The sequence below is a fragment of the Hymenobacter jejuensis genome (assembly GCF_006337165.1).
GTDB lineage: Bacteria > Bacteroidota > Bacteroidia > Cytophagales > Hymenobacteraceae > Hymenobacter > Hymenobacter jejuensis.
Map to the genome: position 1 here is coordinate 2670615 of NZ_CP040896.1, position 23726 is coordinate 2694340.

The following is a 23726-nucleotide window of genomic DNA, read 5'->3' on the forward strand; positions in this document are numbered from 1 at the left end:
TATGTTAATTGTTACTTGGTTTTTTATTTACAACTTATTGATAATCAGTTAATTGTAAATATACTACTGCGAAAGGCTATAGCGCAATTGGATGCCGCCTTCGGTCGCAGCGTTCTTAAACGAGTTGCTTACGCGTGGCTCCGTGACGGTGCGGGTAAAGAAGAATTGCAGATTAAGGCGCTGGTTCAGGATGTAGTCGATGGTAGGACGAATCTGGACTTGGCGCGAGCCGTTGGTGGTTTGGCTGGCTGCCCGGCCGGGACTGGCCTGCGCCGTGCCACCCGGATCAACGACGTCCTGAATGGTGCGCTGGATGATGGTGTTGTCGCGGATGGAAAGATCGAGGCGGGCGTTGAGTTCGTTGCGCAGAATGCGCTGTTCCCCGCCAATCTTGAACGGCAGCTGCAACCGGTTGGTCGCGTAGCCAAAACCAATCACCAGCTCCTGCGTGTGCAATTCCGTCACTTGGGCGTTGGTGGTGTTGAGGGCCACATTGCGTTCGGTGCGATATTCCACGCGTCCGGTCGTCTTTTCGAGCGTAGTGAAGTTGATGCCAATCAACGGTGCCAAACGCTCTACAATACTCACTTGCCCGATGATGTAATACGGGATAAACTGATTGGACGTATTCACCAGCTCCGACAGGCCTTGTGGCTCCCGGTTATACACCGTAGCTGTGTTGTAACTGGCTATGTTGTAAGTGGATGAGTACGCGTGAGTAAGGGCGATGCTCCGGAAATAACGCTTAACAAAAGGCAACTCTGCCAACCCGTTATAGGTGATGTTCCAGTTGGGAACGGGCAGAAGCGCAAACGGCTTAAACTTCTCCGATTTGTAGCCGCTCGACGACCTGCCGCGATACGCATCGAGGAAGGCGGGAAGCAGCACATCCTGCGAATTGTATCCGTACGTGCCAGGATTTGGGTTATCCGCGGCAAGGCGGTCGCGGATAAGGGCCCGGTTCTGCACGAAGCGGTCGAAGGATTTGGAGATGTTGCCGTTGGCGCTACGGTCGCCGAAAAGCGTTTGAATGGAAACGAACGAAGTGCTAAACGATCCCGAGCCCAAAGGCTGTCGTGGTGCCAGTCGGCCGTCGGGATAAGGTTCCAGCGTTTCCAGATTTACTTCGCGGCGGTAAAACACTTCACGGTTGCGCACCAACTGACGGCGTCCGTCAAGCTGAATGTTGAAGTCGCGGAAGGGCTGCAAAGCTGTGCGTAGCGCCAGGTTTTCGGTCAGCAACGAGCTAATGGGCGTATTCAGCAGGTCGCTGCGCTGGGTATACCAGCCCCGGCCAGCCGCGCGATCGTAGAGGGCATCCAGGTCATACTGCCGGCCCAGGATGAATGGCACACCCGGTGCGCTGAAATTATCACTCAAGCCAAAGAATTGAGTGCCAGGCAAATAACCCGGAAGCAGCGTGCCGTTGCTGCGGGTGTAAGTAAAGTCCAAGGAGCGCGCTGTCATTAGAGAGCGCAGGATGGCTTTCAGCACGCGCAGCTGCGGGCCTTTGGTGGTATCGGTAGGGGCGACAGGCTGCCCGTTGACGAGATCAGGTGGACCCTTCTGGCCGTCCTTAGGCTTGGGAGCGGGCGGCGGAGCGTTGTTGATGATGTTGAGGAAGCGCACTTTGTTGTAAAGCTTCACCAAATCAATCTTTCCGTTGGCGCTCAACTCACCGTTATTCTGAATGGTGTTGCCCAACTTCACGTCCACGGTAGTGGAGTCGTTGAGGTCAGCGCGCAACGCTGTGGAAGCCGCCTGCCAGCTGTAATTGGCTTGGTAGCGCGTATCGGCTGATAGCCAATCCGTGAGCGGAAACTTGTCCAAGGGCAGACGATACGTGATGCCAATGGTCTGGTTGAAATTGGTGGTACGGCCGCCGCGGCCGAGGTTGTGGCGCAGCTGCTGGCGGTTGTTGCGCGCAATGGCATCGCTGCCAATGGTGCGGCCGGGGCCTTCGTCCACCACTCCGCGGTTGGTAGCCGTGTAGTCCAAACGCAGGTTCTTGGTCAGATCCCACTGCATGTCGTAGATGCGGTTGATAAAGAAGCTCTTCTGAAATACACCCGCAATGCCGTCGGTCACAGGCACCTGACCAGGTTCGAGCGTGCGCTGCAAGAACAACTCGTTATAGCGCCGGTCAAGGTCGGCTCGGAACGAGAACCGGCTGGGCAGCGGCGTGAAGTTGATCTCTTGCAGGAACTTGAGATAAGGCGAATCCAGCGCCTTCAAGTTGGCCAGCGGGGTATAGTTTTTCGGCGTCGTCTGGTAGATGTAGGCCAGTGCACCCGTATAGGTTCGGGTGTAATCGCGGTCCGTGCGGATGTCGGTGTGGAGGCGTTCGGTGAGCGCATAGCTGAGCGCAAAGTTCTCAATATCATAAGGCCGCACTTTCTTTTCGGGGTTGGTGCGCTCCTTCCGAACATTCAACACGCTGATGCTGCGCTGGCTGGTCTGGTCGATGACTTCCTTGCGGTAGTTTGATTTCTCAGTCTCTGAATCAAACTTTTGCAGCGACTGGGTAAGCTTCGTATCCGGGTCGAGCGGGTCGTATTTGGGCGCGCGGCTCTCGATGCCCGCTTGCACCAATACCGGTACGCGCAGGCCCAATTTTTCGGGGAAAAACTTCTCGGCCGCCACCGTCGCATTGAGATCGCCGCGGGCCACGTTGTCGAGTGAGCGCTGCTGCAAGCGGTCTTGTAGGCCGCCGAAGCCCGTGGAAATGTAGCTGCCCGTCGCCGTTACGTTAGCTAGGTCAGCGAGCTTGGCATTGAAGCGAGCCGTGGCGGCCCAACCCGTCTCGCGGTCAAAATCAAACACCCGGAATTCATCCGACCACAAGCAAAGCGACTTCTCCACGCCGTCGTCGGATGGGTTGAAAACGCCAATCATCACGCCCTGAACGGCGCTAAAATCGGGGTTGCCAAGGATGGTAATCGTGGCCTTCACGCCGTTTTGCGCCGTGATGGTTTTGATATACGGCACGTTGAGCGGCCAGTGTGCTTGGTTGCGTTCAGCCTTCGCGTCGATAAAATCCTGAAACTTTACGTCTACTTGGTTTTGCGTGGGCCACACTTCCTCTACGGCCCGCACGCCACCGCCGGGCGCCGTAATCTGGAGGGGCAGCGAGTATTCGTAGTAGTTCTGGGTATAGTCAGTACCGATGCGGATAAAGCCGTTTACCTGCCCATCGCGCACGCTCCGGTCTTCGCTTTCGGCGTGCAAGAACATCCGTAGTTGCTTGTAGCGCAACATATTGATAGTCAAGTTCTTATAGGCGGCCTTGCCGTAGCCATCGCGCAGCCCCTGCACGCACATGCGCAGCGATTGCTCGTTTTGCTGGCGGTTGATGGTGCTGGAGCCGTATTCGCGGTCTCGCTCGATGTTGGGTGGCAGCACATACGGGATGGCTGACGAGCCAGACGCTGTAGCTCCGTTTTCTTCGATGCTGACCGTCGAAATGTCGAAGGCTTCGGCATCGGTATCGGTGTTGACGTTGGGCTTGTTCGGCTCCGCGATGGTGCTCAGGAAACGGCGCCACTGGTTGGCCACAAACTGTGGCTGCACAATGCGCAGCACCACCGGCTCCTGCCACTGCGTGAGGTACATGCGCACAAACCGTATCGACTTGAAGCCAAACGGTTGGCCGTCGGGAGTGCCGCGCACCGCCGAGTATTGCCGAATCGGAATGCGGAACTGGTACCACGAAACTTGGTCGCCATTTACCGATTTCGTGACCTTATCCACAATGTAGTTTTGCCCAACGGCCAATTGGCCAGGGCGGAGCTGCACGCGGTATTCGTAATAGCGCTCGGTGTCGGTGATTACGTTGTCGCGGTTGAGGTCTTCTTTGTCGGGGAAAGCGGACGAGCTCTGCTGGCTGTTCTCTTGTGAGTTGCCTTCCATGCCGTTGTACTGCTTATAACGGCCCAAAATCTTGACGTTGCGCTGCGTGTAGCCCGCGTCGAGGTGGTGCACGAAGTCATCGGCAGAAGGGTCCGCGCCGTAAATCGCGCCGAAAAACTGGGTTTCCGCATTATCATCAATGCCGTCGAGGCCAATGTCTTGCAGTGCCCGGCCGCCGGGCGCAGTGCTGAAAGCGTCGGTCAAAAACTGTTGTTTGGTAGCACGGCCCCACACGGTTGGCCGCACATCGTCGGGGTCGCGGATGCTGGCACCGTCGGGCAGGCCGTTTTCAAACTCGTGCACGTTGGCATCCTTCAGCACGTCTTCCGACACGTTGCCGAGGTTGAAGTACAAGTCGCCACCTGTGGTGTTGGGCTTAACCGGCTGCGTCGCGTCCGGATCTTCAATAGCACCCCGCGGCGAGTTGATGAACGGGTCCATCATCCAGAACTCGATGTACTCGACGTTGGCATTGTCGAAGTCCGTATCGAAGCTGATTTCACGGCTGATGCCACCGTAGTGCCGGGCATTCTCGGCGGGCGTGTTCAGCTGGAAATGCTTGCCGTCGTTTTGCAGCTGCGGGTTATAGTTGTACTGGCCGCGTTCGTTGGGAAAGTATGCCAGATCAAGCGGAAACTCAAAGCTGTTGCCAGTCGCACCCAGATCGCGATTTGGGAAAATCTCGTCTCGCTTAATGCCCCGCGTGTAGTGATTCAGCAGGTCGTTGGCGTTGATGTTGGACGGCTTGCTTGGGCCGTTGGTGTAGTAGGTCTGATCGACAGTGTACCACGCCAGTTTCGCCCGGTTGTAGCCATAGGGGCGGCCGTCGGTGGTGCTGCCGGCAATGGGCAACGGCGTGGAGGCCAAGCGCCAAGTGGTAGCCGAATTGGTGCCGCCTAGCGAGTACGGCGTGCGGGAGTTTTCAAAGTCGTCGATGTACGACACGCCATTTTCTCCGCGGCTGCCCAGCTTCGACCGGCCTGGCACCAGCTGCGCAAACTCTCCGCTGAATGCCACCGACGACGGCTCTTTGGTAGAAATAAGTGGCAAGGCATCCAGATACTTAGTGATAGCCCGCGACTCGCGACGCATGTTCACGTCGAAGCCATAAATCGTGTTATTGCCTGGCTCGTCGCCAATGTTGACACGGTTTATGCCAGGTGCTTGATTCTCAAGCAGATGTAAATAAGTGGCCCCGATGTTGATGTCTTCGTTAAGACGATAATCTAAGCGGGTGCCCACCAGGCGGCGAGGTTGCACCTGCACCACGGCGTTTTTCTCGAACGTGACGCGTAGTTCGTTGGCTGAATTTAAGTAGCTGGGGTTGAGTACTTTAACTTTTGCCTGGTCGTAGAAGACCTGGTAGTCGCGGCCTTCTTCCAGCAACGTACTCCCTGACATAACCCGCACCGAGCCCTGCGCAATGCCAAAGCCGGGCAGCGTAATCTCGTCGGTGGCCGTGGCCTGGTAGCGCCCCCGCAGGAAAAACTTGTCCTTTTCTTGTCGCTGCTGGGCGTCGCTTTGAGTTTGGTTGTAGAGCTCTTGGTAAACGTACTTATCGATGAGGCTTTGCTCGGTGCCGGCTACAAACTGCTGTTGAAGGTAATTGCCAAAGGGCTGCACCACCGGAAAAATGATCCTGCCCAGCTCCGGATCGATCGTGATGCCCGAGAAAAAGTCAAAGTTGCCGTCGGGGTTCCGGTCGTTGTTGGGGTTTACGTTATCCAGGTTCAAGACCTGAACGAGCGGAATATTCTTAACCTTTTGGCCTTCCTTCAGCGAAATCAAGTCTACGCCCGTTGCGTCGTCTTTGTAGAGCAGCTGGAGCTGGAAGTTGTTGCGGTTGATCTGGTTGGCGTTGAGGGAGTAGATGTTTTTCATCATCAAATCCCATGTCGGCAAGTTGCGGGTCAGCAGGTTTTCGTTCTGCTTGTTCACGCTTGGGTCATTTAAATCAACCAACCCCACGCCGGGGTTGGTGGCCTTCAGCATCTTCAGGAAGATCACCTGATCTTGCTGCACGTTGGCGTAATCGTCTACCGTTTCGCCCACCTTGTACACCTGCCCGTTGTACAGATACTCGTACGACACGCCTAGCACCTGTTCCGGCAGTAGCTGCGTATTCAGCGACAGGTAGCCTAGCTGCGCATTAAAGGTGTACTCGCGCGGGTCAAGCTTGCGGGCCCGTACCCGCTCAAAGTCCACGTTCTTAACCAGCTTCAGGTTGTTGGTCAAGTACCCATCAACGGTTTGGTCGCCGCGTGCCGTTGCGCCGCCGGCCAAGATGGCCGAAAGCTCGGAGTTGGCAGCGTTGGTAGCCGCCGCGTTACGTCCGGACGGCAGCAGAAACTGCGAGCGGTACAAGCGCGTCGGTTCGGCTACGTCCGTGAGTGTCACTACATTGCGCAGGTTCTCAGTCGTGCGGTTGTCATTCGTGACGTATACCTCCAGGCGCCGAATTTCCACGCCCGACTGCACGGTAGGCAAGTTGCGCAGCACCGTGTTGTAGCGGTCGCGGAAAAACTGCGACAGGAAGAAGTGGCGGTCGCGTTCGTATTGGCTGGCTTTTATTTCAAACTGCCGGCTTTGGGCACCGTTTTGTACGCGCACTTCGTCGGAAGTACCGCGCAGGGTACTGGCCACCGCCGTGACGGCCAAACGGCCAAATTGCAGCTGCGTTTTGACGCCGAACAAGTTTTGCCCACCCTGAATCAGCGAATTATTGAGTGGTAAGCTGACGTTGCCTAGCTCAATCTTGCGGATGATATCGGTGTCGAAGCCCGTGTAATCGAACTTCATGTTGTTCTCGAAGTCGAATGCGGCTTTGGTGTCGTAGTTGAACGTGAGCCGCAGTTTCTCGCCCACCTGGCCCGTAAGGTTGACGTTCATGTTCTGGTCGAACTGAAAATCACCTACTTTCTGCTGACGCAGTGTGAGGGTAGGGTTGTAGTTGCGGTTGAAGCGCGCGCCCATCCGAATCGTGACCGCGCCCTGGGGGCGAATGTCCACGTAGCTGCCCCCGAAAATCCGGTCGGCCATCGGGCCTAAGTAAATCTTCGGAATCAGGCGCTGTGCGGCTGGCGTGTTGGCGTCGCCGGCCACGCCGCCTTCCGATTTGGCACGGAAGTAATTGCGAATGGCCTGTTGTTGCTGCCACCGCGAGTACTCCTCAAACGTCATCAAACTCGGGTTGCGGTAGTCCAGATCCGTCCCGATTTTTTCCTCGATGTTGAAGTTCGCCAGACTATCGTCGGGCGTTACGTCGAGGTGCACGTTCGAGGGCAAACCCAGAATAAGCGGCGAGCGCCGACGCTGAGGCGCAAACGGACTGCCCACGCGGTCGGCTGGGTTTACTTTTGGACGGCGGCTGGGTCGGTATTTGGTCGTGTCGGCGGGTGCAGTACGGGGCGTGTCGGCCGCAACTTGTAGCGCGGTCCCTTTACCGGGCACGGGTAGCCACTTCCATAGTTGCTGAAAAGCAAATGGATGAGCTCCCGCTGCGGCTGTAGCCTGCGACCACCACGCCAGCAACGACGCGACAATAACGACTGAGGCGGTGAGGGACTTCTTACCGGAGTTCAAGGGTAACAATACAGCGCTAGGCAGCGAAAAATGCTAATGAGACTTCAGAGCAAATTTAATTAATCCCTCCACGCTCAGGTCATTACCATGGCGTTGTTGGATAGCGTCCAGGGTTTTTTCCGCGGCAGCGCGGGCAAAACCCAAGGTCACTAATGCGGCTAACGCTTCGGCGCGGTTGGTATTGTGCGCCCGCGCCAACGGGACGGTGTCTACGCCCGCTTTGGCCAGCAATTCGTCCTTGCGCATCTTGTCGCGCAGTTCCAGAATCACACGTTGCGCGGTCTTCGGGCCTACGCCTTTGATGCTCTGAATAGAGCGAACGTCCTCTTGCACAATGGCTTGGCGAATCTCGCCGACCGACATGGAGGAAACCATCATGATCCCCGTGCCCGGCCCGATGCCCGAAACCGAAATCAGCTGCATAAACAGCGCTTTTTCGTTTGGGTCTAGAAAGCCGTAGAGCGTGTGCGCATCTTCCTTAATGTGCTGATAGGTAAAGAGTTTTATTTTTTCTTCCTCCACCGGCAACTTCGAATAGGTGGCCAACGAAATTTTGATTTCGTAGCCAATTCCATTCACGTCCACGATGGCGAGGGTCGGATCTTTGTAAGCTAGTTTGCCGTCGATGTATGCGATCATAGAAACCAAAATAGGAGCGCGCAAGACACGCCCGTCATGACACGATCAAAAGGCAGATCGTTGGGATGGAAGAAGAACGTCAGCCGTTGGTATTTTATCCCAAAAATACTGGCATTCTTGGCTAAAAAATATGGCTTTTATAAAGTTCGCCTTTTTGCGCGTCGTCTACAATGGTGGCGGAAGATAATCCCTACAGCGGCTTATTATAAGTCTGCGCATCGACCACGGCAATAGCGGCCATGTTCACGATTTCACGGACGGAAGCCCCCAACTGCAGAATATGTACGGGCTTGCGCATGCCCATCAGCACAGGGCCAATTACCTCAGCACCACCTATTTCTTGCAGAACTTTGTAGGCAATGTTGCCGGTCGCTACGTTCGGGAAAATCAAGGTGTTGGCACCTTTCTCCGCTAGCTCGCTAAAAGGGTAATGCTCGCGCAAGAGCTGCGGATTGAGGGCCGTGTTGGCTTGCATCTCACCATCAAGCAGCAGATCGGGGTAGCGCTTTTTGGCTAGCTCAGTAGCGCGCCGGGCTTTGTCGGGCAGGGCGCCGGGGTTGGAGCCGAAGTTCGAATAGCTCAACACGGCAATGCGAGGCTCGGTATCGAAAAAGCGCACGCCCCGCGCTGTCAAGCCAATGATGTCTACCATCTCCTCGGCCGTAGGGTCGATGTTGACGGTGGTATCGGCGAAAAAGTACGGCCCCTTTTTGTGTTGGATGATGTACATACCCGCCACGCGGTGCACACCTTCTTCTACCCCAATCACCTGCAACGATGGGATGATGGATTTGCCGTAATCTTTGCTCAAACCCGTGATAAAGGCGTCAGCCTCACCGGTTTCCAGCATCATCGAGCCGTAGTAATTGCGTTCTCGCAACAACCGCCGGCCTTCGTAGCGCGTGATGCCACGGCGTTGGCGCTTTTGATACAGCAGCTCAGCGTATTCCTCGCGTTTCTCGTTTTCCTGCAGAATGTCAATAATTGTGCATCCTTCCAAGTCGAGGCTATTAGCGCGGACAATTGTGTTGATTTTCTCCTGATTGCCGAGCAGAATCGGGTGCGCAATGCCTTCGTCGCGCAGAATCTGGGCGGCTTTGAGAATCTTGTAGTTGTCGCCTTCGGCAAACACCACGCGCTTGGGGTTCGATTTGGCAGCGCTGGTGATGCGGTTCATCAGCTTCTGGTTGACGCCCAAGCGGCTGCGCAATTCATCTTCGTAGGCCGCCCAATCGGTGATCACCTGTCGCGCTACCCCGCTCTCGATGGCAGCCTGCGCGACGGCCGGCGAAATGGTGGTGATAAGCCTTGGATCTAAAGGCTTGGGTATCAAATAGTTGCGTCCAAAGGCCAGCGTGTTGTCGCTGTAAGCCTTGTTTACCATGTCCGGCACCGGATCCTTGGCCAGCTCAGCCAATGCTTTCACCGCGGCCAGCTTCATAGCTTCGTTGATTTCGGTGGCGCGCACATCCAAGGCCCCACGGAAGATGTAGGGGAAGCCCAGGACGTTATTGACCTGGTTAGGATGGTCGGAGCGGCCCGTAGCCATGATGAGGTCGGGGCGAGTCGCCATGGCAACTTCGTACACAATCTCCGGGTCGGGGTTGGCCAGGGCAAACACGATTGGGTTGTCGGCCATGCGCAGCAGCAGTTCGGCCGGCAGCACGTTGGCCGCCGAAAGGCCCACAAATACGTCGGCGCCTTCCATGGCTTCGGCCAATGTAGTGACGGCGCGGTCGGTGGCAAACTGCATCTGCAACGGCGCCAAATCGGTGCGGTGCTGGTTGATGACGCCGTCCTTGTCGAAGACTACGACGTTCTCAATTTTCAGTCCTAGCTCTACGTACAGCCGCAGGCACGAAATGGCCGCCGCGCCCGCACCGCTTACTACTACCTTCACCGCGTCGATATTCTTCTCGACGATCTCCAGCGCATTCAGCAACGCCGCCGACGAAATAATGGCGGTGCCGTGCTGATCGTCGTGCATCAGCGGAATGTTCATCTGCTCGCGCAGTGCCGTTTCGATGCGAAAGCATTCGGGGGCTTTGATGTCTTCCAAGTTGATGCCGCCAAACGTTGGTTCCAGCGACTTCACAATGCGAATGAATTCGTCGGGGTCCGTCGCGTCGATCTCGATGTCGAAGCAATCAATGCCCGCGAACTTCTTGAACAACACGCCTTTGCCTTCCATTACCGGTTTCGACGCGTCGGGGCCGATGTTGCCCAGCCCCAATACGGCGGTACCATTTGAAATCACGCCTACTAGGTTGCCCTTGGCGGTGTATTTGTAAACGTCGTCTTTGTTGGCCGCGATGGCTTTGCAGGGCTCGGCCACGCCGGGCGAGTAGGCAAGGGCCAAATCGAGTTGGGTACTGACGGGTTTGGTCGGCACTACCTCAATTTTGCCGGCGGGGTTTTGCGAGTGGTAATTGAGGGCGTCTTCTTTGTTTATTTTAAGCATAGAAGTGAGGGCGGAAGAACGGAGCGCTGGGGTGCTGTAATAAGCAAGGTGGCGCGAATTTGAGCGGGATCAAAGGTACGCTTCATTTAATGGGCAGAAAAAAGCCCCGCATCCTTGGGGCGCGGGGCAGGAAAGCGGCTCTTTCTAGAACAGAAAAAATAGGGGCTTACCCTTGCACAATCACCAGTTTCTGGCCCGGTTTGACGTTGTCGGACTTGAGGTTATTTAGCTTGCGCAGCTGCTCTACCGTTACGCCTTGGTAGCGACGAGAGATGTTGTAAAGCGTATCACCGGGCTGAACCAAATGCACTTTGCGGATAACCGGCGGCGCGGCGGGCGCCGGCTTTTTGGGGGTTGCGCTAGCTACTTTCGCGTGGGTTGTCCGGCGTGGCGTAACCTCACTAGCTTGCGCTATTGCGGTTTCCTCGTCGCTGCTGGCAACGTAGAATGTTAGGTGTTGGCCGGGTGCTACTTTCTCCGTTTCCAACTTATTCCAGGCCATGATCTGCGCAACGGTTACGCCGTGCTCACGCGCAATTTTGGTCAGGATGTCGCCTTTACGAACCACATAGCTTTTGGGCAGTGTGTCGTCGGTAGCTGCGGCAGTGTCGGTGTCTGCTTCAGCAACTTCCACCGATTTGGCTATTTCTTTGGGCGCTTTGTTAGAAGGTTTAGCTGAAGCAGTTGTCTTTATTATAACTGGCTCATTACCAAACGATTCTGTATTGCGGGCAGCGCTAGTTTCTGCTTCCTGTTTTTCGGCTACCGGAGCCGCGGCCATGGCAACAGAAGGCTTAGCAGTTGGGAGCGGCAGCTTGGCCGGAACATAAATCTTACGAGCTGACGCGACAGCCGTCCGAGGAGCTTCTGCTTCGCGAATGGGAAGAAGTACAAGAAGTTGCTGGCGTGGAACGAGGGCCTTGCCGCGCCGCAACTCGTTCCAGCGCAAGATCTGCGCGGGCGTCACATCATAACGTTCGGCCACGGCGGCTATGGTCTCCCCGCGTTTTACGGTATGCCGCACGCGGCGATAGCGGAGCTTGTCGCTTTCTGGCCTAGGCTTGTCGGTAACTGCAACGCCCGTCTGGATCGAATTAAAATCCGTCATCCAAGGAAGGCGGGGGGCAATAGGAGCGGGTGGCGGCACGCTCACTTTGCAGAAATCAAGAAGCGTAGAGCGGTCGAAAACGACCATTTCGCTTCGAACACAGGTCGGCACTTTCAGCGCATAATTGCGAATAGATTCCGGCAGGAAGGTCTTGCGGATTTCCGGATTCTGGCGTTGAATTTCGGCGGAGTCCAGGCCAAACTGCGCCGAAAATTTGCGCAGGTCCAAGGAGCGGCCCGAAACGACAAGCGTGTCCATGGGCTCGGGGTACAAGTAGCGCATCGTTTCGGTGTGCAAACCGTGCTCGTGCGAATACTTGATCGCGTACATGGCCGCCGTGAAGGTGGGCACGTAGTTGCGGGTTTCTTTAGGCAGGTACGGATAGATCGCCCAGAAATTGCGCTGGCCCCCCGCCTTCCGGATGGCTTTCATGATGTTGCCGGAGCCGTAGTTGTACGCGGCCATTACCAGCTCCCAGTCGCCAAACATGCGATACAGGTCGCGCAGATACTTGCAGGCGGCTTCCGTCGACTTCTCAGGGTTCATGCGCTCGTCGATGTACTCATCGCGGCGCAACCGTAGGTCGCTGGCAGTTGGCCCCATAAATTGCCACAACCCCACGGCACCCACGCGCGAGCGTGCTTGTGGCACTAGTGCCGATTCTACAACTGCCAGATACTTAAGGTCTTGCGGAAGCTTGTATTTGGCTAAATAGGTTTCGAATAGCGGGAAGTACAGGTGTTCACGTTCCAGGATACGCTGCGTATACGCCCGATTGCGATTCGTGAAGTACTCCACAAAGCTCATCACGGTGCCGTTGAATAGGTGCGGCACGTCGGTCTCGAAGCAACTGATGCGGTCACCGACCAAGTCGCGCAGTTCCGGGGGCGTATGCGCCCAACGTATCTTTAGCGAATCGATGGTGGGGGCAGCCACCAGTGTATCGGGTAGCAGCTCCAGCTGTACGTGGGTGGTATCGTCATTGAGGCGGCTACCGTTCGGATTCAGTTCGGGAAGCACCTGCGCCTGCGCAAGAGGCGACAAGGTGCTCACAAGCAGAAAAGAAGCGGCGACACGCCACAATAACTTTTTCATCAGGGAATAGCTAGTGTAAGTGATTCCGTGACTGATTTTGCAAAAGCCAACAGATGCTCCTCGCGGAAGGCTCCGCTCAATACTTGTAAACCAATGGGCAATCCTTTCGAATCGGCACCCGCAGGAATCGAAATAGCCGGAACACCTGCCAACGAAGCCTGCACCGTGAAAATGTCAGCCAAGTAAATAGCCAATGAATCTTTTTCGTTTTCGCCAATGCGAAACGCAGTGGTAGGCGTGGTGGGCAACACCAGAAAATCGTATTGCCGTAGGAGTTCGTCAGTTTTCTCTTTAATCAAACGACGAACTTGCTGAGCTTTAGTATAATAAGCGTCATAATAATCTGCCGACAGTACAAAAGTGCCCAGCAATATGCGCTTCTGTACCTCGGGTCCAAAGCCCTGCGCTCGTGTCTTTTTATACAAAGACTCAAGGTCGGTGGCATCGGGAGCTCGGTAGCCAAACTTCACCCCATCGTAGCGGCTCAGGTTGGAGCTGGCTTCCGCAGTGGTAAGAATGTAATACGTCGGGACGATGTAGTCGAGGTGATGAAAGTCGACGGCTTCTACTACGTGGCCTTGGCTACGCAGCAAATCGAGCGCTCTTTCAGTCGCTTCTTTGATCTCCGGATTTAAGCCGGGCCGCTCCAGACAATCGCTGATGTAGCCGATGCGGTAGTGTGGGGCAGGTGTTAGCAGCTCGCTGTAAGCCGGCACGGGGTGCTGGCTGGCTGTGCTGTCGAAATCGTCAGCGCCCGCCATTACTTCCAGCAGCAAAGCCGCATCTTCCACCGAGCGCGTCAGCGTACCTATCTGATCAAAAGAAGAAGCGTACGCGATCAAGCCATAGCGCGAAATGCGCGAATAAGTAGGCTTGAAGCCAACAATGCCGCAAAATGCTGCCGGCTGACGCACCGAGCCGCCCGTATCGGAGCCGATAGAAGCTAGGCACAGATCGGCTTGCACGGCCACTGCCGACCCGCCCGATGACCCACCGGGAACACGGTCGGGATCTATCTCGTTGCGGGCTGGTCCGAAGTAAGAGGTTTCATTGGAAGCCCCCATGGCGAATTCGTCGCAGTTCTGGCGCCCAATGATAATAGCGTCTTCGTCCAGTAAGCGCTGCACAGCCGTACCCGTGTACAACGACTTAAACCCATCGAGGATGTGGCTGCTGCTTTGCAGAGAGTGGTCTTTGTAAGCCAGCACGTCCTTGAGGCCAACTACCATACCCGCAAGCTTGCCAGCGGTACCGGCAGCCAACTTGGTATCTACAGCATCGGCCTGCATAAGTGCCTCATCAGCAAATACTTCCAGAAAAGCGTTCAGATGGCTTTTCTTCTGGATGTTATCCAGATAATACTCCACGAGCTGACGACAGGTCACGGTGCCTGCCGTCAGCTCGTTACGAACTTCGGTGAGAGAATTAAAGCGTCTCAAATCACAGAATTAGTTGGTCGTTTGATCAAGGCGAGGGCTATCAGCCACGGGAGGCGTGATGCCACCATCCATGGGCGGTGCAATAGGAGTTACAGGCGCGTGCGTGCCTTCTGGCTGGGCTACAGGAGCTTGATAAACAGGCTGCTGCGGCGCTTGATAACCCGTATTGTTGTTGAATTGGTTTTGGTATTGGGTTGGCTGGGGCTGGCCTGAGTTTTCGATTTCGCTGCGGATTTCCCGCGATGCATCTTTAAACTCCCGAATGCCTTTGCCTAAGCCGCGCGCTAGTTCCGGGATTTTATTGGCGCCAAAAAACATCAGGATGACGACCATAATCAGCAGCAACTCGCTGCCACCAATGTCGCCGAGGAAAAGCAGAACGGGCATGTTCATGATTACAGGCGGGGTTGGGTAGGATCGTTTGGATTAACTGGGCGGTCGCGGTACTCAGGCTTTTCTTCCTTCGTGGCATCTTTGAACTCCCGAATGCCCTTTCCCAGGCCTTTGGCAAGTTCCGGGATGCGCTTGGCGCCGAACAGTAAGATGATGGCAATAACAATCAGCAGAATTTCGGTGCCACCAAAATTGCCGATGCCTAGAAACAGGGAAAGCAGTGTCATGATGAGAGGCCTGAAGCCGGTTTGGGGTGCAAAGCTAGGTATACGCTGTTTAGCGTGATTCAGGATTGGTAAAGGTACCCTATAATTTTCAAAACAGTTTTACAGGACTCTATCTTTCCTGTTGCGCCGGTCAATCCGTTTCGGCAAACGGCTCGTACATATTTAGAAGCCTTGACTGGTAAAAAAGGAAGTTCAGCGTCTAAATACTTATATTCACCGTCGTAAGATTGTTATTTAAGCTCATTTTTCGAAGCAAATGATGCTTAGGCACCGCTGATGCCGTTTGCTCCGCTTTGATTCGCAGCTGCCTCTCCCCGAAGATTTAACGTTCTTAAAAAGTTGGCTCGTAACTCCAGCACAACCCGTTCCGCCCTTCCCGACCTGCACAGCAGTGACGAAGCACAGCGGCTCGAGGTTTTACGTAATTATCAGATTCTAGACACGCCACCCGAGCAAGTGTTTGATGATCTGACGCGCTTAGCGGCTTTTATTTGCAATACGCCGGTTTCGCTTGTGTCCCTGATTGACTCTGATCGGCAATGGTTTAAGGCCAAAACCGGCTTTGACAACATTGAGGGATCTAAGCGCGAATTTGCGTTCTGCAACTACGCGATGTACTCCGACGACGTCTTCGAAGTAGAAGACGCGAGCTGCGATCCTACTTTTCAGACGAACCCGATGGTGACTGCTGCGCCTAGCATCCGCTTCTATGCTGGTGCGCCGCTGGTAACGCCGGAAGGGCATCCGTTGGGAACGCTTTGCGCCATCGATACGGTACCGCATCGCCTGAGCGATAGCCAACGCGAGGCCCTGCGGATTTTGGCACGTGAGGTGGTTTCGCACTTGGAGCTGCGTCGCGCCCGCCTGCAACTAGAGCAGGAGCAGCAAAAACTGGACGGGCTGTTGCGCATGGCCAACAACGCGGCCGATTCATTGTATTTTGACAACCGCTGCGAGATTTTTATCAAGCAGGATCATAAACTGGTACGCGTCAACACGGGCGATATCCGGTATGTCGAAGCCCTTGGCGATTACGTGAACATCCACACGGCCCGCGAGCGCTTCACGGTATACAGCACCATGAAAGACCTAGAAACCAAGCTGCCGCCCCGCGACTTTGCACGCGTTCACCGCAAATACATCGTGCGCCTCGATCGGATAGTCGCGATCGAAGCCGATTCCGCTTTGGTGGAAACGGAACGCGCCGGGCAGCCGGTGCCAGTGCCCATTGGCAATTCCTATAAAGCGGTGCTGCTCAACAGGCTAAACTTGGTGTAAGCTGCTGCTGAGCTGCGATGCAAGACAGCACAGCAAAACAAGCCTTTCACCGAGAAAAATTATACTTTTAGCGAAATAGGTTAGCGTCTGAGCCGTAAGCTATCTATCTTTCGTCATGTTATCGGGGCTTCTGCTATGCCGACGAGCCAGTTTGGCTTTATTTGGCAACTGCATGACGCGCTGATAGCTAAGTTTGTTTTCATAGCTCAGAAAGGCACCGTGCGATGTACGGTGTTTTTTTTGCCCATGCAGACGCCAGCCTTGTGGCGCGTAAATGATTGATGATCAAGTAGTTATATGGAAAAAGGCCGCGCTAGATCTAGCGCGGCCTTTTTCTTTGTAGCGGATCGTCCCTTTGAGAGCCGTGTTGAGCCCCTACTTGTGGCCTATCCAATTCTGAGGATTGAGGTTAGCGCTGTTTCGCCACACCTGAAACTGTAGCTCGGTAGTGCCGTCGGAACTGGTATAGACGGTGCCGATTGGCTGGCGCATCTTCACTTGCTGGCCTTCGCTGACGCTGACGCTGCGCAGCTTGGCGTACACCGTAAAGTACTCGCCGTGCTGAATCATCACGATGTTGTTCATGCCCGCGATACTAGCTACGGTGAGCACTTTTCCGTCAAAAACGGCGCGGGCAGGCTCACCGGCGCTGGTTTGAATATCAATGCCGCGGTTTTCTACCATCACGTTTTTGAGCACCGGGTGCGGGTGCCGCCCAAAAGGCTGGGAGATAAAGCCCCGGCTCACGGGCCACAACAGCCGGCCGCGGTTCTCGGCAAAAGACGACGACAACACGGCCGTTTCGGGCGTCAGGGTTACGCGGTCGGTGCGGGCGGGCTCCGGTTCGGCTTCACTAGAGCTAGAACGGGAAGTAGCCCCCGGACTGCGACTAGGCGCATTAGCCGCTCTTTCGCGGTTCGCGGCGGCTCGGGCCGCGGCACGTGCGGCTGCTACGCGGGCAGCCCGCGCGATTTCTTCGCGGACGCGTTCGGCAATGAGGTTATCGAGACGGCTGACGGCTTGCTGACGTTCGGCCAATTCCTGCCGCAACCCTTCTTCCTGCCGGCTGAGCTTCGTCACCACTTGGTCCTGCTGCGTTTTGAGCGTAATCAAGTTGCGGTTTTCGTTGAGCTGGGTGCTGAGCAAGCTGCTTTTTTCCTGCTTCTTTTCGGTGAGTCCCGTAAGCTGTTGACTCAGAAGCTGTTGCGTATTGCTAATTTGGGCGGCCTGCGCCCGGCGCACCTCCGAGTATTGCCGGATGTAGCGCAATCGTAGCATAAACTGATTAAACGATTCGGCCGCAAACAGGAACATGATCCGGTTGTAGCTGTTGGCCGTTTTGGACGACGCATAGATCAAACGTGCGTACTCTGCCTTCAACTGCTCAAGGCTTTGCCGGGTTCGTTGCACCTGGGTTTCCGTCTGCTGCACATCCGACTCGATGTATTTCAGTTCCGACGAGATGTTTTTGATGACGCCCTGCTGCACATTCAGCTTTTCCTTGAGCGCATTGAGCTGCCCAATAGAAGCCTGTTTCTGCTGCTGCGTTTGGGCCAGAATGCGGCTGGTTTCTCGGATGCGGCGCAGGGTGGCCCGGCGCTCACGCTCCAATTGGGCTTTCGTTTTCTTGCCGTTGGTTGATGACCGACTGCTCGAAGAAGTTCGGCGCTGCGCCAAAGGTGAATTGCTCAGCGCCATGAATAGCGCCGCGATCAACAGCCCGTAGAATGCGTAACTGCGACTATTTTTTCCGCGCATAACCCGAAGGTACCGAGAACGGGAATGCCAGACGCTCCTTGTCTACATCCACGTTGCGGTAATTAATCGAAACCGTAGAAACGGGCAGCTTGGCTTGTTGGGCTTTCACCAGCACCGAGTAGGCAAATTGTTGCGTCGTTGCTTCCAGCGGTCGGAAATCTGAGTAGTCTACTTTGAAGTTGTTGTCGGTTTCGCGGTCGCGCACGGTGAGTTGCTGCATACGCGCCCGACTCAACGCAATAAGCTGTTCTATAATCAAGTTAACTTGCTCATAATGAACAGTTTGTAAATCGCCGCTGGTATTGATGGCGGGCGTTACACCGGGCGCTGCAGGCAGATAATTGCCTAGCAACAAGGCCTGCACCTGCTCGAAGGTAACGGGCACATTGAACCGCTTGCTCAAGTATGAAAAGTTGCCGGAGTAGTATTCCTTCTGCAACCGGTTGAGCAGCTTCACGGAGTCGCGGGTGATAAAGACCCGGCCAACTTCGCCGATGGGCGAAACCGAAGCGGAAATCCAGATAATGCTGTCTTTGCGCATCCGCAACGTAATGTTGACGGTGGGCGGCTTTTCACCGTTGGCTTCGATCTGGGCTTTGCCCTTGGCTGTTAAGTAGCGAAAATCGACGTTGCTGGCGCCTACTTCGGGAGCGACTTTGCCCGAAGTTGATTTGGTCGGAACGGCCTTGCGGGCACAGCTTCCTAACAGGAACAGGGCCAGCAACAGTACCAGCTCAATGCGTCTACTCATACAGTTTTTTCTCTTTGATCTTGCGGTCAATCAGGGCCGATGCTTCGCCCGTTTTCTTAGCGCGCTGCCATTCGGTCAGGGCTTGCTCTTTCTGGCCCAGCTGAAACAACACGTCGCCGTAGTGCTCAATAACGTTGCCGTCGGTGCTGGTTTTTAGGGCTTTTTCTAAGTATTGCCGCGCTCCGTTGTAATCTTTTAATTTGTACAACACCCACGCGTAGGTGTCGAGGTAAGTATCGTTGTCGGGAAACTGCTTGACCAATTTCCCCGACATTTCTTTCGCCTTGTCGAGCTTCTCGCCCCGCAACGAGAGGTAATAGCTGTAGTTATTCAGCGCTTGGGCATTGTTGGCGTCGAAAGCCAAAGCTGCCTCGTAGGCCGCGTCGGATTTGGGGTAGTCCTTTAGCTCATGGTAGGCGTCGCCGAGTTGGGTATCAAATTGGGCCAGCAACTCCGGGTTATCAGTGGCGAGCTTGCGACCATATTCCAACGATTTCACGCCTTTTGTCGGCTCCTTCTTCAGCAGGTGCGCTACACCGTTGTAAAACCACAGCGACGCCTGATTGGGAAATAGCTCCAGCGCCTGGTCGGTGTGCCGCTGCAACGAGTCGATTTGGTTTAGTTCCGCATCAATCAGCACCACCTGCTGCCAAATCTGAAACTTGGAGTTGTCGAGGTGAATGGCTTTGAGATAGGAATCGCGGGCGTCCTTTTTGTTTTCGGTAATGATCTGAATATCACCGGCTACTGCAAAGGCCTTGGCTTCTTTGGGATGCACGCGCATCGTGATGCCCGCGAGATCCAACGCCGTAGCGTTCAGCTTGGGGTTGGGAAGTTGCCGAATGTAATCGACCAGAATACGCACTTTATCGTCGATGTCGAGCGCGGGGCTTTCAAACGCCAGCTTGATCTGTTTTTCCGACTCAGCAGCATTGCCCTGCTGCCGGTACACATCAGCCAGAATCATGCGAGCCTGTGGGTTGTCGGGATCCTGCTTTAGTGCTTGGTTTGCCACTCGAATGGCATCAGCCGGCCGATTATTGGACGCGTACAGCTCGGCTTGCGCCAGCACGTACCGCACTTCTTCCGGGTTAGCTTTGATCAGGGATTCTCCTTCTTGCAGTGCTTTATCTAACTTGTTCTGTTTCAAGTAGATCTGTTGCTTCTTAAAGGATACTTCGTCGATGGGCCCAAACTGCTTTTCGGCTTGGTCAAACGTCGCGAGCGCTTCGTCCAGCTTGCCCTGCGCCATGTACAGATCGGCGAGGTTGAAAAGGTAATAGTTCGATCCCGGGACGTCGTGAATCAGGCTAGTGTACACCTTCGCCGCGTCGTCGTACTGTTTCTGCGACGTATAAATTTGGGCCAATAGCAGATAGTAGTACGCGTTCTTCGGATCAAGCTTAACGGCCGACTGCGCAAAATTGGTGGCGTCTTTCAGATTGCCGCTCAACAGGTTGGTCTCGGCTATCTTGTAGTTAATGGCGGCGTTGGTTGGGTTGAGGGCATAGGCTTTGAGCAACCGCTCTAGTGCCTTGTTGTAGTCCTCGAGCAACACATACTTCACGCCGTCGACGAAAAACGACTCGCTCATTTCCCGGTCGCGCTCCGAGAGCGGCCGGGCTTGCTGCCCGGCCGTTTCTATTTCGGCGCGCTTAGCCAGCTCCTTGCGCTCGCGGCGCGTGAGCTTGCGCGGCTTTTTCTCAGCTGAGGAGGCTGCCTTATCGGGCGCAGGCTTCTGCTGAGCAGCACTCTGTTCCGCCAACAGCAGGCTTAGGAGGAGAAAGGAAAAAGCAACAATTCGACGCATAGACGCAGTAGCGCGGACGGCCGCCCGCCGGTCAGAAGGAAGGAGTTATGCGAGATAAACAAATCTGCGAACGGAAGTTCGCGCTACTGCTAACGTCAAAAGCTTGAAAATCATCACACCCGCAGGGTGTTATAGTCGCCCACGCTCAGGTCGTGGGGCTTGCTGGTAACGCTGGCGTGGTTGCCAATCATGGAGTTAGTCACGCTGGCATTGAGGATCGTGGCCGACTGCTGCACGATGGAATTGGTCACCACCGAATCGCGCACGTTGGAGTTGTCGCCCAAAGATACGTGCGGACCAACTACGGAATTGGTAATGATCACATTTTCACCGATATACACCGGCTGAATGACTACAGCATTTGTAAGCTTGGCCGAGGCAGCTACCAATTTCTCGCCGCGCTCTTGCAGGTATTCTAAGTAGCGTTGGTTGGTGAAAACCGTAGCGTCTTTGTTGCCGCAATCGAGCCACTCGGTAACGCGGCCGGGCACGAACACTGTGCCTTTGTTTTTCATGTTTTCAAGGGCGTTGGTGAGCTGGTATTCACCTTTGTCCTTGATATCGTTGTCGAGCAAATACTGCAACTCGTTGCGCAGGTAGTCGCCGTCCTTGAAGTAATAGATGCCGATGATGGCCAAATCCGAAACGAATTGCTCAGGCTTTTCTACCAGTTCGGTGATGCGGCCTTGGTCGTCGAGCTTTACCACGCCAAACGGCCGTGGGTCGTCTACGCGCTGTACCCAAATGGTGCCGTCGGCAGAGGTGTCAAGCGTGAAATCCGCTTTAAACAACGTGTCGGCGAAAGCTACCACCAACGGTCCGGTCAGCGAATCCTTGGCGCACAAAATGGCGTGGGCTGTGCCCAGGGGCTCGTCTTGGTAGTAAATCGTGCCCTTGGCACCTACCGATTCCGCAATTTTTACCAGGCTCTTCTCTACTGTTTCGCCAAAACGACCTACAATGAAAGCCACTTCGTCGACGGGCTCGCCGCAGACCTTGGCGATATCTTCCACGAGGCGCTGTACAATGGGTTTTCCGGCAATCGGAATCAGAGGCTTGGGAACGGTGAGCGTGTGGGGGCGCATGCGTTTGCCCATGCCGGCCATCGGGACGATGATTTTCATAGCGAAAGAGTACTGGTTTAGGGTTGGAAGAAGGAGTAGGTATTGTGAGAAACGAGAAACTGCTGCGATTGGATGTGTGCTATTTGGTGCCGGTGCTACCGTAGCCGCCGGCGCCGCGCCCGGTTTCGGTAAGCTCTTCAACGGCCTGCCACTCAACGGTTTCGTGGCGGGCTACCACAAGCTGGGCAATGCGCTCGCCGTCTTGCACTACAAATTCATCCGCAGAAAGATTGACCAACAGTACTTTGAGTTCGCCACGGTAATCGGCGTCGATGGTGCCGGGGCTATTGACGAGCCCAATGCCGTGCTTGTAAGCTAAGCCGCTACGCGGCCGTACCTGCGCCTCATAACCTACCGGAATTTCCAGGAAAAGACCCGTTGGAATAAGTGCTCGTTGCAGGGGCTTCAACGTAACGGCCTCTTCTAGGTTGGCCCGCACGTCCATTCCGGCGGCATGCGCGGTTTGATAAGAAGGCAGTTCGTGACGCGAGCGATTAATAATAGGAACTTGCATGAGCAGAAACTGAGACACTAAGCTTGGAAGGGCAAAGATAGTAGCTGAAGCGGGCCTCCAATAAGTGAGCAGAACTTACTGATCTTTGGGCAAATACCGGCAAGCTTAGCTACGCTATTACGCGCCGCGGCCGCTCGGTCAGGAAAAGCAACCCCGCAAATCCCGCACAGATCAGCAGGTGCACAGCGTGGCGCAGCCAGAAATCTGCGATGGGCAAATACCACGACACAGCCACCAGCCCGATGGCAAACAGCAGCCATACGCTGAGGCGCGCGACCGGATAAGGGATCGGGAAATGCCTTTCGCCGAGCCACCAGCACACCGCGGCCATCGTAAAGTAGCAGGCCAGCGTGGTGATGGCGCTGCCCGTGTAGCCCAGCAGCGGAATCAGCAGAAAGTTGAGCGCAATGGTCAGGATGGCCCCGCCGAAAGCGATGTAGGTGCCGAAATACGTTTTGTCGGTTAGCTTAAACCACACCGACAGGTTGTAATAGACCCCCAGGAACAAGTTGGCTAACAGCAAGATAGGCACGACGCCAATGCCTTCGCGATATTCGGGCCGGCGCAGAAAAATTGGGGCCAAATCTTCCAGATTGACGCTGATAACCACAAAAATCAGGGCGCAGCACAGCGTAAACCACTTCAGAACCAGCGCAAAAGTCGTAGGCGAGTTCTTTTCGGTGCTTTGGGCAAAGAAAAACGGCTCAGCCGCGTAGCGAAACGCCTGAATCACGAGGGACATGAAGATGCTCAGCTTGTAGCAAGCGCCGTAAATACCCACCGCCGCCAAGTTGCTTTTGCCCGGATAGAAGCCCTGCGGCAGCCACGAGCCCAGCAGAATCCGGTCGAGGGTTTCGTTTACCATGCCCGCTAATCCCATCAGCATCAGGGGGTAAGCGTAGCGCAGCATGGGCCGCAGGGGCTCCAGATTTAGCTGGAATCGGAAGTCGGTCAGCTCGCGCCACAGCAGCACCAAGGTGAGGCCGCTGGCAAACAGGTTCGACAGAAATACATACCCTACGCCCAACGTCGGATCGTATAGTCGCTCGATCAGAGGGCGCAGTCCCGTCAGGTATTTGCCCGCTACCACATCCGGGCACAGTACGATAAAGAACAGATTAAGAAGCACATAAGTCAAAATATTGGCCAGCTTGATGGCCGCAAATTTTCGCGCTTTGTTCTCCAATCGAAGCCGGGCAAAAGGAATCGCGGCTACGGCATCCATTCCCAAAATCAGGGCCACCCATATGGCGTAGCGCTCGTTGCCAGGTGGCAAGCTCATCAGGCGCATTAGCGGGGCCGCTAGCAGGGCCAGCAGAAGCGTGAGCAGCACACTGCTGGCCAGCAGCATACTCAACACCCGGTCGTAGAGCAGTTTTCGGTCGGTGCCGGGGCGGTTGGCAAACCGGAAATACGTCGTTTCCATGCCGTAGGTAAACACGACGTTTAGAAACGACACGTACGCGTACAGCCCCGTCACGATCCCGTATTGAGCCGCTACAAACCGACCCGTGTACATGGGCACCAGCAAATAGGAGAGCACACGGCCCACGATGCTGCTAATGCCGTACACGGCCGTCTGCCCGGCCAAGCGCTTGGCTATTGAACTCACTATGAACTACTTACGGATTTAAAATA

14 protein-coding genes are annotated in these 23726 nt (G+C 55.2%); 1 reads left to right on the forward strand and 13 read right to left on the reverse strand.

All coding sequences use genetic code 11. The annotated features are described in order from the left end of the window. Nucleotides 1-63: 63 nt before the first annotated feature. The 7 genes from sov to tatA (FHG12_RS11065) form a co-directional block, all read right to left on the reverse strand. Nucleotides 64-7491, reverse strand: a complete 7428-nt coding sequence (gene sov / locus FHG12_RS11035; protein ID WP_230471092.1) for a T9SS outer membrane translocon Sov/SprA — start codon at nucleotides 7489-7491, stop codon at nucleotides 64-66. Nucleotides 7492-7524: 33 nt separating this feature from the next. After that, nucleotides 7525-8130, reverse strand: a complete 606-nt coding sequence (gene ruvA, locus FHG12_RS11040) for a Holliday junction branch migration protein RuvA (RefSeq protein ID WP_139515779.1) — start codon at nucleotides 8128-8130, stop codon at nucleotides 7525-7527. A 190-nt stretch (nucleotides 8131-8320) separates the two neighbouring features. Next, nucleotides 8321-10591: an NADP-dependent malic enzyme gene (locus tag FHG12_RS11045; RefSeq protein ID WP_139515780.1), complete on the reverse strand. Its 2271-nt coding sequence runs from the start codon at nucleotides 10589-10591 to the stop codon at nucleotides 8321-8323. 166 nt (nucleotides 10592-10757) lie between these two features. Beyond that, nucleotides 10758-12794, reverse strand: a complete 2037-nt coding sequence (locus FHG12_RS11050) for a LysM peptidoglycan-binding domain-containing protein (RefSeq protein ID WP_139515781.1) — start codon at nucleotides 12792-12794, stop codon at nucleotides 10758-10760. Further along, nucleotides 12794-14233 (reverse strand): Asp-tRNA(Asn)/Glu-tRNA(Gln) amidotransferase subunit GatA, encoded by a 1440-nt coding sequence (gene gatA / locus FHG12_RS11055; RefSeq protein WP_139515782.1) that lies wholly within the window; start codon nucleotides 14231-14233, stop codon nucleotides 12794-12796. Before gatA ends, FHG12_RS11050 begins: the two co-directional genes overlap by 1 nt. Nucleotides 14234-14242: 9 nt before the next feature. Next, nucleotides 14243-14626, reverse strand: a complete 384-nt coding sequence (gene tatA, locus FHG12_RS21340; protein WP_139515783.1) for a twin-arginine translocase TatA/TatE family subunit — start codon at nucleotides 14624-14626, stop codon at nucleotides 14243-14245. 2 nt (nucleotides 14627-14628) lie between these two features. Further along, nucleotides 14629-14853, reverse strand: coding sequence for a twin-arginine translocase TatA/TatE family subunit (tatA, locus tag FHG12_RS11065; protein ID WP_139515784.1), 225 nt, complete (start codon nucleotides 14851-14853; stop codon nucleotides 14629-14631). Nucleotides 14854-15192: 339 nt separating this feature from the next. Between tatA (FHG12_RS11065) and FHG12_RS11070 the strand changes: the two genes are divergently transcribed. Then, nucleotides 15193-16131 carry a GAF domain-containing DNA-binding protein gene (locus FHG12_RS11070; protein ID WP_139515785.1) on the forward strand — a complete coding sequence of 313 codons (939 nt, stop codon included), beginning with the start codon at nucleotides 15193-15195 and terminating at the stop codon, nucleotides 16129-16131. 375 nt (nucleotides 16132-16506) lie between these two features. Here FHG12_RS11070 and FHG12_RS11075 read toward each other — a convergent pair whose 3' ends face one another. The 6 genes from FHG12_RS11075 to FHG12_RS11100 all read right to left on the reverse strand — a co-directional run bounded on the left by FHG12_RS11075 (nucleotide 16507) and on the right by FHG12_RS11100 (nucleotide 23700). Further along, the gene (locus FHG12_RS11075) at nucleotides 16507-17889 is read right to left on the reverse strand and encodes a murein hydrolase activator EnvC family protein (RefSeq protein ID WP_230471093.1); all 1383 of its coding nucleotides are present in this window, start codon (nucleotides 17887-17889) and stop codon (nucleotides 16507-16509) included. Further along, the gene (locus tag FHG12_RS11080) at nucleotides 17873-18640 is read right to left on the reverse strand and encodes a DUF4292 domain-containing protein (protein WP_139515786.1); all 768 of its coding nucleotides are present in this window, start codon (nucleotides 18638-18640) and stop codon (nucleotides 17873-17875) included. Before FHG12_RS11080 ends, FHG12_RS11075 begins: the two co-directional genes overlap by 17 nt. Then, nucleotides 18633-20450: a tetratricopeptide repeat protein gene (locus FHG12_RS11085; RefSeq protein WP_139515787.1), complete on the reverse strand. Its 1818-nt coding sequence runs from the start codon at nucleotides 20448-20450 to the stop codon at nucleotides 18633-18635. The genes FHG12_RS11080 and FHG12_RS11085 overlap by 8 nt, the downstream gene beginning before the upstream one ends. Nucleotides 20451-20563: 113 nt before the next feature. Then, nucleotides 20564-21574: a sugar phosphate nucleotidyltransferase gene (locus FHG12_RS11090; RefSeq protein WP_139515788.1), complete on the reverse strand. Its 1011-nt coding sequence runs from the start codon at nucleotides 21572-21574 to the stop codon at nucleotides 20564-20566. A 79-nt stretch (nucleotides 21575-21653) separates the two neighbouring features. Then, complete coding sequence (gene dut / locus FHG12_RS11095; protein ID WP_139515789.1) at nucleotides 21654-22088, reverse strand: dUTP diphosphatase; 435 nt, start codon at nucleotides 22086-22088, stop codon at nucleotides 21654-21656. 109 nt (nucleotides 22089-22197) lie between these two features. Beyond that, entirely contained in the window at nucleotides 22198-23700 is a 1503-nt protein-coding gene (locus tag FHG12_RS11100) for a lipopolysaccharide biosynthesis protein (RefSeq protein WP_230471094.1), read from the reverse strand. Nucleotides 23701-23726: the final 26 nt, after the last annotated feature.